This window comes from Streptomyces sp. NPDC048473 (assembly GCF_043200155.1).
GTDB lineage: Bacteria > Actinomycetota > Actinomycetes > Streptomycetales > Streptomycetaceae > Streptomyces.
The window spans coordinates 26,291-42,260 of the sequence record NZ_JBICXE010000013.1; the positions used below are offsets into that span (position 1 = coordinate 26,291).

Sequence of the window (15,970 nt, forward strand, 5' to 3'; positions counted from 1 at the left end):
CCAGTCCTTCCCTAGGTGGTTCACTCACCGTGGTTCACTCACCGGCCGGGCGGTCCAGCCGGTGCGCCGCTGCGGCCCGCAGGCTTGTGCGGTCGATCTTTCCGTGCCTGTTCAGGGGGGCCTTCGGCAACGGCCAGAGATGGCCGGGCACCATGTACCCGGGCAGATCGCCGGCCAGTCGTTTCGCCAGCGCCGGGAGGTCGACGGGCGTGTCGCCGAACACGAACACCACGATTTCCGTGGCGGGTTCGCCGAGAACGAGCGCCGTGGCGTCCTGCCCGGTGATCCTTCGTACGGCGTTCTCGATCTCGCCGAGCTCGACCCGGTAGCCACGGATCTTGATCTGCTGGTCGGTGCGGCCCAGATGGACGAGCCCGACGTCGCTCTCGTACCTGACCCGGTCGCCGGTGCGGTACCAGCGGCGCCCGCCGTGCTCCAGGAACCGGCCCGTATCGGCGGCCGGGTCGAGATAGCCCGCGAACATCTGGTCGCCGGTCACGCACAGCTCCCCCACGTCCTGACGGATCTCCCCGTCCTCGCCGAGCAGCAGCACGTCCAGGCCCTCGTGCGGCACGCCGATCGGTACCGTGCCGGTGTCGGTGGGGTCACGTTCCGGATCCCAGGTGTGGGCGGTGCAGGCGACGGTCAGCTCCGTCGGCCCGTAGATGTTGTGGATCGTCGAGCCTGGCGCCGCGCGGTGCCAGGCGCGTGCGGTTGCGGCGGGCAGTGCCTCGCCGCAGAAGACGCTGTGCCGCAGCCCGTCGAGGCCACCCGCGGGCAGGCCGTCCCTGGACTGGACGGCGCCCACCAGGCTGGGAGTGGTGTGCCAGACGGTCAGCCCGTTCCGGCGGGCCGCGCGCACCGGGTCGAGGGCGTGCAGCCGGGTCATCGAACAGACGCAGGCGCCGGCCGACCACGCCATGAAGAGGTCGAACACGGCGAGGTCGAAAGTGAGTTCGTAAATCTGGCTGAACCGGTCCCGTTCGTCGAAGTCGTAGCGCCGCCCGGCCGCGCGCAGAAAGGCGCCGACATTGGCGTGCGAGACGGGTACGCCCTTGGGTGTGCCCGTGGATCCCGAGGTGAACAGGACGTACGCCAGCCCGCCGCCGTCCTCCGCGCGGCTCCCCGCGCCTGCGTCTCCCCCGTCACCGGCCCGCTCGCGTGCATCGCGTACGACGTCCTGCAGGCATGCTGCCTGTTCGGCGCCCGACGCGTCGGTGATCAGCGCGTCCACCCCCGCGGACCGCGCGACGGCCACATTGCGGGCGAGCGGCACCTCGGGCCCCAGTGGGACGTAGGCAGCGCCCACGTAGAGCGCGCCCAGCAGTCCGGCGTACGCCTCGATGCTCTTGGCCGCGAGTATCCCGACCCGACGCGGGGGCCGTCCGGACTCCGCGATGAGCCGGTCGGCGTACCGGCCGGCCAGCGCGTGCAGTTCGGTGTAGGTCCACTCGCGGCCGTGGATGGCCAGAGCGGGCCCGTGCGGGTTGCGCTCCAGGCCGTCGAGGAACCATGTGTGCAGACCGCCGCGGCTCATCCGGCGGGCTCCGTCGGCTCGACGCGGGCTGCCGAGAGCATCGTCCAGATCGTTCTCGGCGTGCGGAAGTTCATCGGGTTCACCGCCTCGTCGGGGATGGCCACGGCGTACGCCTTCTCCAGTGCGGCGATCAGTCCGACCGTCGCGAGGGAGTCGAGTCCGAATCGCGTCAGCAGGGCGTCCGCCTCCAGGTCCACCTGGTCGGGCAGCCCGCGCAGCGAGGCCCTGAGCACCTTCTCGAATGTCACGTCCCACACGTCGCTCTCCCGTGGTCGCCCTGCGAGTGGGGCGATGCTAAGCGGACAGCCGGTACGTGCGGTGCTCAAATCTGTGCGGTGCGCTGCGGTGACCGCCGCGCACGATGAGCGTCCCACCCGCCCGGACGACAAGTGAGACGCCCATGCGCGGACCTGTTCTCATCGCCGGCCGCCCGCGGTCGCTGGCGACTGCTCTCGCCGCCCGCTATCTCTCGGAGACCACGGCGAAGGTGATTCTCCTCAGCGCCGAATGTCATCTGGTCGACCGGGTGCTGGCCCGGCTTCCGCCGCGCGAACGGAGGGACGCAAGGACCCGGCTGATCCATGTGCCGCTGGTGAAGGACCCGGACGGGATGTTCGTGCCCGAGCCGCACGACGACGGCACGGATGTGTCCGCGGACGAGGTCTGGTGTCTGGCGACCGGCTGCGACCCCGACCGTGAGCGGGGTGACGCGCAGGACGCCGCACTCACCCGTACGCTGCTGTCGCTCCTGCCGGACCTCGATGCCCGCAGCTTCGGCTACGTCGGCCCGGCCCGGCCCGTACAGGCGCGGGGCCATCCGCAGCCGCTGCCCGAGGGCCCTTGGCCCGGACAGCCGAGGGAGGACGACGTGGCCTCCCGGTGCGCCGAGTTGGGGATCGCCGCCCACATCGTGCGTACCGATCCGGCGGCCGACCGGCCCGGCGGGCCGCCCGACGACCGCGACGGCGGGCTGCTGCACCTGCTGACGACCCTGGAAGCGGTGCGCGAAGAACTCGACGAGCGCGCACCCGGCTATCTGTGCGACCGGCCGCTGCGCCTGCACGCGCACCCCGGAGCGGCGCTCGGCGCGCTGCCCGTGGACCGTGTCGCAGCCGCCCTGGTGTCCCTCGCGGGACGGGCCGGACCGGACTGCCGGTACGTCAATCTGGTGGCTGCCGAACCCGTGCCGGTGCCCGAGCTGTGCCGGCGGCTGAGCACGGGGTACGGCATCACCGTCACCGCCGTCGACGACCCCGCCCAGCTGAATCCGGTGGACCGGCAGCTCGCCGACCGGCTCGGCGCGACCATGGACCAGCTCGGCGGGCCCGCGGTCGAACGACGCCGGGATCGGGCGGTCGCGTCGGAAGTGGACGGCTCGCTCCTGGACGGCCCCGCGCTCAGCAGCCTCATCGGCTCCGTGCGGGCCGGACAGCGGATGCGCCGGGACACCGTGCGGGCCCGCGGCAAGGAGCTGCGCGACCGGCCCCCCACCGTGATCACCGCACGCGACGGCGCGCCGCTGAGCTACCTGACCGCGGGCACCGTCGGCCCGCCGCTGCTGCTGCTCAACGCCCTCGGCTACCGCACCCGTTGGTGGCACCGCCTGATAGGCCATCTCGCGCCCCGGCGGGTGATCGCCTGGGATCCGCGGGGCGTCCACGGCACCGGTCCGGTGCCGTCCGCTGTGGCGGGCCAGGCCGACGACGCCGAAGCGATCATGGATCACGAGGGGGTCGAGTCGTGTCACGTCGCTGCCTGGTGCACGGGTCCGCGGGTCGCCCTGGAGCTGTACCGGCGCAGGCCGGGCGCGATCGGGGCGATGGTCTTCCTCAATGGATCGTTCAAACAGCTGGGCCGCAGTGACGGCCTGGACACGCCCTACGAACGCGATCTCGAATTCTTGTGCACGACCCTGGCCGCCCAGCCCTATCTGGTGGAGAGGCTCATGAGTCTGTTCGGGGCGGCACCTGCGGACGAGCACGGAACCGATCCGGACACCGTGCTGCGCCAGGTGGTCCCGGCTCTGCGCGAGGAGGTACGCGCGCCGTTCGCGACCGGTCCCACCCTGCTGCGGTACGCCGCTCAGCTCCTCGATCTGTGGTCGCACGATCCGCTGGCCGGCGCCGCCGGGCTGCGGGTGCCGGTGCTGTCGCTGGGGGGCGAGTACGACGACATCGCCTCCCCGGAGCGGTTGCAGGATGCCGTACGGACCTTTCCCGACGCCCGGCACGTACGGCTGCCGGGCGCCACCCACTATCTGCTGCACGAACGGGCCCAGGAGGTCAGCGAACTGATCGGGGACTTCCTGCTGGACGCCACGACGCGCGTTCCAGCACACCGGCGGCCCCGGTCATGAGCTCTTCGGCGACGCCGTCCACATGGCGGCGTCGCCAGTCCTCCAGCGCACTCCCCGCCACGAACCGGTTGAACGCACCCATCGCGGGCCCGCAGTGGACCTGGAAGTTCGCCCGCTCCGACGGGTCACCGGCCATCGCCGCCCGGGTGGAGTACCCGAAGTACCAGCGGAACACGGCACTCATGCGCCGTTTGGCATCGCGTTCGGCGGCGACGGCCAGGTCGGTGCGGCCGGTCGTCGCGTAGCGCTCCCTGACGAGGTTCCACACCTCTTCCAGCGGGCGACGGAAGCAGGTCTCCTCCAAGGAGCGGCGAGTACCCGCGTCCAGCGCTTCGAGACCGTCGAGCTGACGGTAGAGCTGATACAGCTTGTTGCCGCGGGCCGCGAACAGCGTGCCCTTGCGCACCACCTGTACCCGGGAGCCGTACTCGAACATGTCGCCGGCCGGTGCGTACGCGGTGTCCTGCACATCGAGTCCGGCGAGCATGTCCTTCACCGTGTCGGACGTGCCGGCCTCCACCGTGCACTGGTTGACCGAGCCGGTGACCACGAAGTCGGCGCCGAGCACGAACGCGGCGGCGAGCGCCTCGGGGGTGCCGAGGCCGCCGGACGCGCCGATGCGGATGCGCCGGGGATAGCGGTGCCGGCGCATGGCATCGTCCCGGAGCCGGGTCATGGCAGGCATCAGGGTCATGGCGGCGGCCCCGTCGGTGTGACCGGCCGAGTCCGCCTCGGCACAGATGTCACCGGCGACCGGAAGCAGCGCGGCGACCTCGGCCTCCTCAGGGGCCAGCCGGCCGTCCGCGGCCAGCCGGGCCACCAGAGCGGCGGGTGCGGGGTGGGCGAACGCTGCGGCGACCTCGGGACGTGACACCTTCGCCACGATGTGCCGTACCGCCACCGGCGTCCCGTCGGGGTCCCGGTGCGCACCGCTGAAACGGAAGTGCACCAGGGGCTCGGTGACCCGCAGATAGGCGGCGGCCTCGACGCTGCGGATGTCGTGCCGGAGACAGAGATCCACGGTCGCGGCCTCGTGTGCGGGATCCTCCGGGTCGTGCAGCAGATTCACGCCGAACCGGGCGTCGGGCCCGGCGTCGGCGCGGATCGTCCTGATCGCGTCGGCGAGTTCGGGCAGGGTGATGCCTCCGGCGCCGTAGAAGCCGAGCAGCCCGGCTCTCGCCATCCGCGCGACCAGGTCGGTGGAGGCGATGGCACGGAACATCGATCCGGACGCGTAGGCCCAGCGGACCCCGTGGTCCTCCCGGAACTCTGCCGAACCCAGGTCCTGCGGGGCGAGGGCGCGTGCCGCGCCGGCCGCAGAGGAAGCAGCGGGGGCGTCGAAGGCGGAAGCGGCCGGTGGGGTTGGTGGGGTTGGTACGGGTACGTGTGGCGGGGCCGGCTCCGGCGTGCGCTGCGGCTCCGCCTGGATCGGTTCGGCGAGCGCAGACTCCCAGAATCCGCTCAGCACCCTCCCGGGCCCGATCTCGGTGATCTCCCGGACGCCCTCGGCGGCCAGATGAAGCATCGACTCGCGCCACCGAACCGGCCGGCGTATCTGTCTGCTGAGCTGTGCCGCGACCGTGCCGGGCAGATGCGGACGCGCGGTGACGTTGGACAGCACCGGAATCCGTGGATCGTCCAGCGGGACACCGGTGAGGTACTCACGGAACTCCTCCTCCGCGGCCGCCATGTCGCGGGAGTGGAACGACGCGCTCACATTCAGCGGGACCGCGCGGCCGCCGGCTGCGGCGACCCGGTCCACCAGCCCGGCGACGGCCGCGCGCGGGCAGGACAGCACGGTCTGGTCCAGCGAGTTGTAGTTGGACACCTCCACGGCGGCGCCCGGGTCGGCCCGGGTCAGCGCCTCGATCTGCTGCGGAGCCAGACCCACCACCGCCACCATGGCGCCGCCCGAGGCCCGCGCCATCAGCTCGCCCCGGCGGCGGACCAGCCGTACACCGGTCTCGAAGTCGAAGCAGCCCGCGGCGAACAGGGCGTTGAGCTCGCCCAGGCTGTGCCCGGCCAGGAAGTCCGGCGCGGGCTCCCGCTCCAGCCGGATCAGCCCGGCGACAGCGTTCATGACGAACATGACCGGCTGGAGATGACGGGTGTCGCGCAGTCGTCCGGCGGAGTCGGCCGCACAGGCCTCCCGCACCGAGAATCCCAGCAGCCGGTCGGCCAGTTCCCAGTGGCCTGGCAGCAGGTCGGCGTAGGGGGCGCCCATGCCCTTGCGCTGGGAACCCTGACCCGTGAACAGCCAGGCGCGCCGGACGGTGCCACTCATATGAAGTCCAGCTGGAGCAGCGACGGTACGAGCGGTGCGTCGGATTCCGGCGCGGTCGGCGTCAGTGGTCCGGAGATCGGCGTGGGGGCAGCTTCCTCGGCCGCGGGGTGCCGGTCCAGCCACAGGCGTTTCGGCCGCAGCGGCGGGGGCGGTAGTGGCGCTCGTACGGTGGCGGGCGAGGTGCCGTGCCGGTCCGGGTCCAGGGCTGCGACGATCAGATGCACGTTCGTGCCGCCGAGCCCGAAGGAGCTCACTCCCGCGACCGGTGGGCGTCCGGCCGGCCAGTCCCGTACCGATGTGTTCGGCACGAACGGCGAACGGGCGAAATCGAAGCGCGGGTTGGGGTTCTCGCAGAACAGCGTGGGCGGCAGGACCCCGTGTTCGACCGAAAGCACCGCCTTCAGCAGCCCGGCCAGACCCGCGGCGGCCAGCAGATGCCCCACGTTGGACTTGACACTGCCGATCGCGCAGAACCCGTTCGCGTCGGTGCTCTCCCTGAACACATCGGTGAGGGCGCGCAGTTCCAGTGGGTCACCGATGAGGGTGCCGGTGCCGTGCGCCTCGATCAGCCCGATCTCCCCGGCCGTCCTGCCTGCCCTGGCCAGCGCGCGCCGGACCACGGCTGCCTGGGCTGCGGGGTTGGGCGTGGTCCTGCCCATGGTCTGACCGTCGTTGTTGACCGCGGTGGACTCGATGACCGCATGGATGCGGTCGCCGTCGGCCAGGGCGGCGCTCAGCGATTTGAGTACCACGACGCCACAGCCCTCGCCGGGGACGAAGCCGTCCGCACTCTCGTCGAAGGCGTGACATCTGCCGGTCGGCGAGACCGCGCGGGCCACGCTGAACTCGAGGTACGGGCGCTCGTCGAGCAGCAGCTCGACCCCGCCGACCACCGCGGTCGTGCAGTCACCGGCCAGCAGTGACTGCATCGCCAGGCGCACACCGACCAATGAGGACGAACAGGCGCTGTCCACCACGAGGTTGGGACCGTGCCAGTCGAAATGGTGGGCGACATGGGCGGCGATGAAGTGCTGGTCGGACTGGAGAACCTGCTGATGCAGACCGGCGCGTGTCGCATAGTCGGAGGTACGGCCGCCGACGAACACCCCTATGTCGTCGCCCCGCAGTTCGTGCGGTTCGTACCCGGCGTCGCTCAGACCGGTGGCGACCGACTCCAGGAAGAGCCGGATGGCGGGATCGAGGGCGGCGCCCTCGGCGTCGCTCATGCCGAAGTATCCGGCGTCGAAGTTCTCCACTCCGTCGAGGAATCCGCCCCACCGGCTCAGGCTCCTGCCCGGTTGAGGCGTCGCCCGGTAGTAGCGGTCCGGGTCCCAGCGGGAGAGGGGCACTTCGGTGATGGAGTCGCGTCCTGCGATGAGGTTCTCCCAGAACGCCCCCACGTCCGGTGCCCCGGGAAAACGGCATGCCATACCGATGACGGCGACCCGTTCATCGGGCCCGGGAGACCCGGCGCCGCCGGGGCGGACCGGGGAGTGCTGCGGTACGGGGCTCTGCCCCGCGGCCCGGACCTGTTCCGGTGCCGGTACGGGCTCCGGCACCGGTGCCGGAGCGGGGACCTGTTCCGGTGCCGGTTCCCGCTCCGTGGCCGTCGGCCCGGTGATGCCGAGTTCCATGAGCCGGCGGGAGAGGCGTTCCAGGGTGGGGTGGTCGAGCAGCATGGCCGGTTCCAGCTGGCAGCCGGCCCGGTCCTCGATGCCTTCGAGGAGCTCCCCGAGCATCACCGACTCCACGCCCAGGTCGCCGAACTCCATGGTCGCGTCGAGGTCGTCGAGGGGGACACCGAGGGTGGCCGAGAACAGTTCGGACAGCCAGCGCGGCACCCCCGCGACAGGCCCGGGCGCCGGCGCAGGCGCGGGCATGGACGCGGGCGCGGGCCCGGCGGCCGGTATCAGCTCGGTGTCGACGCGCAGCAGGGCGTCCGTGTCGACGGTGCCGTGCAGCGGCGGGCAGGGTACGGCGACCGTTCCGCCGGGCAGGGCGAGGACCTGGTCGAGCAGATGCAAAGCCGTTTCGTCGTCGAGCGCGGCAAGTCCGACGGATTCGCACACGTTCGGTCCGCCGCGTCCGGAACCGCTGTCCTGCCACATGGTCCAGCCGACCGAACGCAGCGGCGTCGGTCCCAGCCTCCGGCGGTAGCCGGCGTAATAGTCCATGAAGCCGTTGGCGGCCGCGTAGTCGAGCATCCCGGAGGCGAGCCTCGGCACGGAGGCGCAGATCGAGGAAAAGGTGACGAAGAAGTCCAGCGGCTCGTCGCGGCACAGCTCTTCGAGCGTCTGCAGGCCGTCGGTCTTCGGTTCGAGTACGGCCGAGATCTCGTCCTGGGTCTTGTGGACGAACGCGGGCCGGCCCCCGCCGACCGTTCCGGCGCAGTGCACGACGCCGCCCATGGGTCCGCCTGCGGCGCGTGCCCGGTCGAGGAAGGCGCGCAGCGCGGCCCGGTCCGTGAGCGCTCCGGTGTGCAGCGACACCCGCGCCCCGGCACGTTCGAGTTCGCGCACGGTGGCGTCCGCCTCCGCGTGCCGCCGGGTGCCGAGCAGTGCGACAGAGGTGGCCCCGCGGTCCACGAGGTGCCGGGCGACGCGGGCCCCGATCCCCCGGGTGCCGCCGGTGACGAGATAGGTCCTGGCCGGGTCGGGCCGCAGCGGGATGCCGGGTACGGTCACCGGACGCAGTTTCGGTTCATACCGCACGGACTTGCGGTAGCTGACTTCGCCGATGCCTTTGGGCCTGTGCCATTCGTCGGCCACATACCGGGCGATGTCGTCGGGGGCAGCGTCCGCGACGTCCACCGTGGTGGCGGTGACCGGACGGTATTCCGCACCGAGCGCGCGTACGAAGGCAGCTGTACGGGCTCCGGCGACGCTCGGGGTGCCGCCGGGAAGGTCGACCAGTCCCCGGGTCAGATGCACGATCCGCAGCGGCCGGCCCGCCCGTGCGGCGAGGAGCTGTTGCAGCAGGGCGAGGCGGGTGTGCCAGTCCCCGGCGTCGTCGGCCCCGGCTTCGAGATCGCACAGGTCGATCCAGCCGGTCACCCGCTCCGCCGCCGGGAGGGTGCCGGTCTCGTCCGAGTGCACGATCCGGATGTCGCCGCCCAGCGTCGCGGCGAGCGCCTCGGCCGTTCGTCCCGACCGCCGGTCGGTGAGGCAGACGACGATTCCGCCGGACGCGGGGCCCTGCGGCACTGCGGCCGTCGCGGGGCCGCCGGCGACCGCGGGTTCCCAGACCTTGGTGCAGAGGGGGACCGTCCGACCGGGTTCCTGCGGGGTTGTGTCCTTCGCGTCGACCGGCGCACCGCCGGTCGACGCGACGTACCCGGGAACACCCGGCGGTTCGGCGACCCAGCAGCGGGTCCGGGCGAACGGGTACGACGGCAGAGTGACGGTGCGCGGGGCGGCGCCCGCCGCCCGGTCGGCCTCGTAGAGAGCGGCCCAGTCCACGGTGCCGCCCTGCGCCCAGTGCTGTGCCAGGCGGTGTGTATCGGGCGCGGTGTCGCCCGGTTCCGGCAGGACGGGGCCGGTGGTGCGCGCCCCGGCCGGGGCCCGGCCGCGAAGGGTGTCGCCCGGCTCGCCGGCGAGGAACCGGCGGAGCTGTGCGGCCAGGTCGGCCGTGTCGAGGGCGACCACGGCCAGCCGTTCGCGCAGATGCTCGCGGCCGGTCTGGGTGGTGTGCGCCACGTCCATCAGCTCCGGGCGCTCGGCGGCCACGAAGTCGGCGAGGCGTCCGGCGACTTCGCGCAGCCGGTCCTCGTCGTAGCCGGAGAGCACCACCAGACGCGGGCCCGGCCGCTGCGGGCGCCCCACGGGCGCGGGGGCCTCCTCCAGGACCGCGTGGGCGATGGTGCCGCCCGCGCCGAACGAACTGAGCCCGGCACGCCGCGGCCCGCCGCCCGCCGGTGCCGGCCAGTCGGCCCGTTCCCGCTGCACGGCGAACGGGACCTCGTCCCAGGCGACGTTCGGGTTGAGCCGCTCGGCGTGCAACGACGGCACCAGCGTGCGGTGTTCGAGCTGCAGCACCACCTTGGTCAGCCCGGCGATACCCGCCGCCGCCTCCACATGCCCGATGTTGGACTTGACCGCCCCGATACGGACACTGCCGGGTTCCGGCCCGGCCTCGGCGAAGCCGCGTACCAGTCCGTCGATCTCCACCGGATCGCCCAGCGCGGTGCCCGCGCCGTGTGCCTCGATGTAGCCGATGGTCGCCGGGTCCACACCGGCGTCGTCGAGCGCCCGCCGTACGAGATCGCCCTGCGCGACCGGGCTCGGCACGATGTAGCCGTTGGTGCGGCCCGCGTGCACCACCGCGGAGCCGCGAATGACCGCGCGTACCCGGTCACCGTCGGCGAGTGCGGCTCGCAGAGGTTTGAGGACGACGACGCCGACGCCCTCGGAGGGTACGAAGCCGTCGCCCCCCTCACCGAAGCTGCGGGAGCGCAGGCCGGAGGCGGTGAGCTTCATCCGGCGCTGCTGGATGAACTTGTTCGGGTGGAGCGACAGATTGACGCCTCCGGCCACGGCCATCTCGCAGTCGCCCTGGCGCAGATCGCGGATCGCGAGGTTGATCGCGGTGAGTGAGGAGGAGCACATCGTGTCGACGGTCATGCTGGGGCCGTGCAGGTCGTAGAAGTACGAGACCCGGTTGGCGATTCCTCCGATCGCCGAACCCGTGTCGGTCGGGTGCCCCGCGGCCGAGCGCTCGACCCCGAAGAAGGGGTACTCGTTGTACATCGAGCCCGCGTAGACGGCGACGCGTGAGCCGTGCCGGGTGAGCAGCCGCTCCCGGTTGTAGCCGGCGTCCTCGAACGCTTCCCAGGTGGTCTGCAGAAACTGCCGTTCCTGAGGGTCCATCAGGGCAGCGTCCCGGGGCGTGATGCCGAACAGCAGGGGGTCGAAGGTGTCGACGGCGTCCAGGAAGCCGCCCCACATGATGTCGACCGGCCAGCCGGGGCGGCGGCGCGGCTCGGGGATCGGCCCCACACAGTCGCGTCCGGCCGCCAGATTGGCCCAGAACTCCCCGAGACCCGCCGCCTGCGGGTAGCGGCCTGCCAGGCCGACGATGGCGATGGCACGCTCGTCCACGCCCTCGGGACCGGCGGGGCGGGCAGTGTCATCCAGGCCGTCCTGCGGGCCGGCTGCGGACAGCGGGCGTGCGCTGCCGCGCGGTGTGCCGGTGTGCTCGGTGAGCGCCGCCGCGACGCCCGCCAGGTCGGTATGGGTGAAGAACAGCGTGCGGGAGGTGTATCCGAGATCCGCCTCGATGCGGACGTTGAGCCGGTTGACGATCAGTGAGCTGAGCCCGTAGCTCTCCAGCGGTACCCGGGGGTGCAGTTCCGTTTCCGGGATCCCGGAGATCTCGGCGTAGAGCTTGATGAGGTACGCCTCCATGGGATCGTCGGCGGCGGGTGTCGGCACCGGTGTGCCCGGCAGGCGGGTCGCGAACGGATAGGCGGGCAGCCGTACCCGGGTGCCCGGCCGGTCCCAGTACGCGGCCCAGTCGACTTCCGCCCCGGCGAGCCATGCCGTCTGCGCCTCGTCGAACGTGCGGGATGCCGGTACGGCCTCGATGCGGGCGGCGGTCTGCGGCCCGACGATCGCGTGCCGCAGGCCCGCCCCCGGGTGCCCGTCGAGGAACGAGGTGAGCGCGTCGACGAGTCCGTCGGGGGTGGGTGCGTCGATCAGCGCCCGGTGTGCCATCGCCGTCCGGCCGGTCTGGGTGGTGTACGCGACGTCGGCGGTCCGCAGCCCGCGGTGCTCACGCACATGGTCGCGCAGCCTGCGGGCGACCTCGCGCAGCTGTTCGGCGCCCGCGGCCGAGATCAGTACCAGCCGGTCGGCGCCCGGCACGGCGACGGGGGGTGGCGGGTCCGCCACCGCGGCGGCGGACGAACCGGCGTCCGTGGCCGGCCCGGTTCCCGCGTCCGTCCTGGCGGCCTTCGCCGCGGCCCAGAACTTGCCCAGCACCTGCCCGGGCCCGATCTCGCGTACCTCGGTGACTCCCTCGTCCAGCAGGAGATTCATGCTGTCCAGCCAGCGCACCGGCCGGTACAGATGACGCCGCAGCATGTCGGCGATTCCGACGGCCGGGTAGGGCGCGGCCGTCAGGTTGGCGATGACGGGGAGCGCGGGCGGCGCGAACCGTACCGCGTGCAGATCCGTCGCGAACGCGTCGGCCGCTGCCTCCATGTACCGGGAGTGGGCGGGCACGTCGACGTTGAGCAGGACGCACTTCGTCGCCCCCGCCTCCCGCAGCACGGGGCGCAGGTCCCGCACCCGCGCGGCGGGCCCGGACAGCACCAGTTGCTCGGGCCCGTTGAGGTTGACGAGGTCGACGTCGTCGAAGCCGCGGGCGACCAGCGTGCGGCTGACCCGCTCCGCGTCCAGTCCCAGCACGGCGAGCATGCCGCCGCCGGTGACACCGTCCATCACCTCGCCCCGGCGGCGCACCAGCCGGAGCCCGGTCTCGAAGTCGAAGCACCCGGCGGCGAACAGCGCCGCGTACTCGCCGAGGCTGTGCCCGGCGACGAGATCGGGCAGCGGGTCGCCGTCGTCACGGGCGGCCAGGAAGCTCAGCGCGTTCACGACGAACATCGCGGGCTGCGCGTAGCGCACATGGTGCAGCAGTTCGTCGCCCTCCAGGCACAGCGCCCGTACCGGATGTCCGACAACGGCGTCGGCGATCGCGCACAGTTCCGGATAGCGGTCGAGGACGTCCTCCCCCATGCCCTTGCGCTGCGAACCCTGGCCCGGGAACACCCATGCGGTAGTCAATCCGAACTCCTCGTGGTCGGGGCGGTGCTGCTCTGCCACGGAAAGGTGCCGTCGGCGGCGAACGCGTCGAAGTTCCGGCGCACCCTCTTCGACGAGGTCAGCCGCATCAGTTCGGCCACGGCGATGTCCTCCGTCTCCGGGGGCATCGGCCGCAGCCGGGTCAGATAGGTCTTCAGGTCGCCCACCACATCGGGAGCGACCTTGCCCGCACGGAACGCCACCCGCCGGAGCAGGGTCTCGGGATCGTCGTCGACGGCGTCCACGAGCCCACGGCGTTCCGCGTCGGCCGCGGACAGCGGCAGGGTGGTCAGTGACATGGTGTACGCGGTCTGCCGGCCGGCCCGTCGGATCAGGAACGGCAGTACGCAGCAGGGCAGCAGCCCCCACAGTCCTTCCGGCAGGCCGAACGACGAGCGGGGGGCCGCGTACATCAGATCGCAGGCCGCCGCGAGACCGACGCCGCCGCCCGTGGTCTGTCCGTCCACCAGGGCGACCACGATCCGCGGGACGGTGGTGAGCCTGGTCATCAGGGCGAAGAAACGGCGGGCCGTGTGTTCGTCGTCCGCGGGCGTGTCCTGGGCCGCGCCGGCGATGTCCATGCCGGTGCAGAAGATGCCGTCCCGGCCCTGGAGGACCACGATCCGGCAGTCGGGGCTGCGTTCGGCCCGGTCGAGCGCGGCGTCCAGCGCGTCAACCAAGGCCGCGTCCATGGCGTTGCGGCGGTCCGGACGGTCCAGGGTGATCCGCAGCAGTGCACCGTCCTCACGGACGGTGATTCTCGGGTCCATGGGCGGCTCCATCAGCTCCACCGATAGGTGCGGCGGTAGGCGTCGATCCGGTCGAGTACCAGCAGCCCGCGCCCCGCCATCCGGCGCTCGAAGGCCGCCGCGTACGGTCCGGTGTCGAACACGGCGTCCCTGGTGCCGAATCCACGGTCGTCGGCCATGCCCGTGATCCGGTCGTACTCGGCCACGGTCAGCGCGTACCGGTCGGCCAACTGCCGGTCGATGCCGCGTCGGACGGGCGGTTCGTGACCCACTGCCCCGCTGAAGAACTCCGAGGCGCAGCCGGAGCCGTAGGAGAACAGCCCGACCCGTTCGGGGCCGTCGATACGGGCGTGGTCCAGGAGCGAGCACACGGCGAGGTAGAGGGCGCCGGAGAACAGATTGCCCGTTTCGGCGCAGTACTCCAGAGAGGGAGCGATCCGTTCGGTGAAGTCCCTGTCGATCTCTGCCGCGCCCGCCGCCGCCTTCTTGCGCATCAGCAGCCGGTGTCCACCTCTGACCATGCCGGGGAAAGGGGTGTGCATGACCAGGTGGCCGAAGGTCTTGCGCAGATCGACGCCCGCGACCCGTTGGCAGTAGTGCTCGTAGCTCTTCTCCAGACAGGTCATGTACGCGAGCAGGGAGGCGTCCGCGTTGACCACGTCCACATCGGCGCGCGGGCGGGCGGTGTCCAGGACCTCGAAGGTGTGGAAGCCGCTGCCGCCGGGGTCGAGCCGCAGGATCCGGCCCGGTGCGCCGACGAGCATCGCGACCGCGCCGGCGCCCTCGGCGGGCTCCCAGGTGGTGCCGCGGGCGGCGGTGCCCGGTGCGTCGGTGGCGATGACCAGGGCCAGCGCGCCCGGTACCGGACTGGTGGCGATCACCGCCGCGGCGGTCTGCAGGGCGGCGGTCCCCCCGTAGCAGGCGTGTTTCACCTCGAAGGACCGGCAGGCGTTGCCGAGCCCCAGGTGGTGGTGCACATAGGTGCTGATGGGCTTGCCCAGGTCGAGGCCGGATTCGGTGGCCACCACCAGGAGTTCGATCCGTGCGCGTGCGTCCTCGTCCAGTTCGGCGAGGAGCGGCCGGGCCGCGTTGACCGCGTTGGTGACCGGGTCCTCGCACGGCAGGTTCACGGATTTTCGCCGCATCATGAGGTTGTCGAATCTGCTCAGGTCGAGGCCCCGGGCGACGAAGAGTTCCCGTACGTCGACGAAGGCCGGCCCGATGTACGAATGGATCGCTTCGATGCCGATTGCGCTGCCAGTACCCACGCGACTTTTCTAGCGGGCGGTCCGGTCCGGGTCTGCGCAGCATTGAGCAGGCGGCCGGGACCGCGGCGGTGACGATGGGACCGTGACTTCGCCGAGCGGGTGGCCCGAGCACCCCGTGCATGTGTGGACCTGTGCGGTGGCCGGGCCACCGGAGGGATACCTCCGGGTGCTGTCCGCCGACGAGCTGGATGTCGCGGCGCGCCGGGTCAGCGACCGCGCCGAGTACATGGCGGCCCATGTGCTGCTGCGCACGGCTCTGAGCTGGTGGGTGCCGCGGGTTCCGCCGCACGCCTGGGCGTTCGTCAGATCGCCGCTCGGCCGCCCGGAGATCGCCGAGCCGCGCGCGTATCGCCGGCTGCGGTTCAATATCTCGCACACGGAAGGGCTGGTGGCCTGTGTGCTGGCCGCGGGTACGGACTGCGGGATCGATGTGGAGCCGGTGCGGCGGCACACCGACACCGACGCGCTCGCCCGGCGGGTGCTCAGCTCCGGGGAGTACGCCGAGTTCGCCGGGCTGCCCGACGCGGTCAGGGCGCACCGCTTCCTCCAGCACTGGGTGCTGAAGGAGGCGTACGCCAAGGCGCGCGGGCTCGGGCTGCGGCTGCCGTTGGACACCTGCGGATTCCTGCTGGGGCCCGGCCCGTTACGCGCCGAGCTGCCCGACGCCCCGCAGCCGTGGCGGTTCCAGCAGTGGCGGCCGACCCCGTGGCATGTGGCGGCGCTGGCGTTGCGCGGCGGCCAGGGTCGGCAGCCGCAGCCCGTCCATCACGGTGCGCCGCCTGCCGGGGCGGCAGCTGGGGCCTCAAGTCTGGATCATGCCGGGCTCGACGGGTCCGGCACTGCGCCTCGCCGCGTTGTCGTCGGTCGGCATGGCTCCTTCCCCAAGCTCTCGGCTGCGCTCGTCGAGCAGGGGAGACCCCCTCTGCCTCCCTCCTCCGCCTTGCGATCCACAGCACCGGACCCCGCTCCCTGA

At 72.1% G+C, this 15,970-nt stretch carries 8 protein-coding genes; 2 read left to right on the forward strand and 6 right to left on the reverse strand.

Going from position 1 to position 15,970, the window contains the following annotated elements; all coding sequences use genetic code 11:
- Positions 1-34: 34 nt before the first annotated feature.
- Positions 35-1,537 carry an amino acid adenylation domain-containing protein gene (locus ACGFU7_RS21615; RefSeq protein ID WP_393697630.1) on the reverse strand — a complete coding sequence of 501 codons (1,503 nt, stop codon included), beginning with the start codon at positions 1,535-1,537 and terminating at the stop codon, positions 35-37.
- On the reverse strand, positions 1,534-1,794 hold the full coding sequence (locus ACGFU7_RS21620) for an acyl carrier protein (protein ID WP_393697631.1): 261 nt from the start codon (positions 1,792-1,794) through the stop codon (positions 1,534-1,536). Before ACGFU7_RS21620 ends, ACGFU7_RS21615 begins: the two co-directional genes overlap by 4 nt.
- A 143-nt stretch (positions 1,795-1,937) precedes the next feature.
- Between ACGFU7_RS21620 and ACGFU7_RS21625 the strand changes: the two genes are divergently transcribed.
- On the forward strand, positions 1,938-3,893 hold the full coding sequence (locus tag ACGFU7_RS21625) for an alpha/beta fold hydrolase (RefSeq protein WP_393697632.1): 1,956 nt from the start codon (positions 1,938-1,940) through the stop codon (positions 3,891-3,893).
- On the opposite strand, the gene ACGFU7_RS21630 is transcribed toward ACGFU7_RS21625, so the two are convergent.
- Genes ACGFU7_RS21630 through ACGFU7_RS21645 form a run of 4 tightly spaced genes read right to left on the reverse strand, consistent with a single transcriptional unit; the run spans position 3,820 to position 14,997 of the window.
- On the reverse strand, positions 3,820-6,177 hold the full coding sequence (locus ACGFU7_RS21630) for a PfaD family polyunsaturated fatty acid/polyketide biosynthesis protein (protein WP_393697633.1): 2,358 nt from the start codon (positions 6,175-6,177) through the stop codon (positions 3,820-3,822). The genes ACGFU7_RS21625 and ACGFU7_RS21630 overlap by 74 nt on opposite strands.
- Positions 6,174-12,962 carry an ACP S-malonyltransferase gene (gene fabD / locus ACGFU7_RS21635; protein WP_393697634.1) on the reverse strand — a complete coding sequence of 2,263 codons (6,789 nt, stop codon included), beginning with the start codon at positions 12,960-12,962 and terminating at the stop codon, positions 6,174-6,176. The genes ACGFU7_RS21630 and fabD overlap by 4 nt, the downstream gene beginning before the upstream one ends.
- Entirely contained in the window at positions 12,959-13,750 is a 792-nt protein-coding gene (locus ACGFU7_RS21640; RefSeq protein ID WP_393697635.1) for an enoyl-CoA hydratase-related protein, read from the reverse strand. The genes fabD and ACGFU7_RS21640 overlap by 4 nt, the downstream gene beginning before the upstream one ends.
- A gap of 11 nt (positions 13,751-13,761) precedes the next feature.
- Entirely contained in the window at positions 13,762-14,997 is a 1,236-nt protein-coding gene (locus ACGFU7_RS21645; RefSeq protein WP_393697636.1) for a hydroxymethylglutaryl-CoA synthase family protein, read from the reverse strand.
- Positions 14,998-15,079: 82 nt separating this feature from the next.
- On the opposite strand from ACGFU7_RS21645, the gene ACGFU7_RS21650 reads away from it, so the two are divergent.
- The gene (locus ACGFU7_RS21650; RefSeq protein ID WP_393697637.1) at positions 15,080-15,970 is read left to right on the forward strand and encodes a 4'-phosphopantetheinyl transferase family protein; all 891 of its coding nucleotides are present in this window, start codon (positions 15,080-15,082) and stop codon (positions 15,968-15,970) included.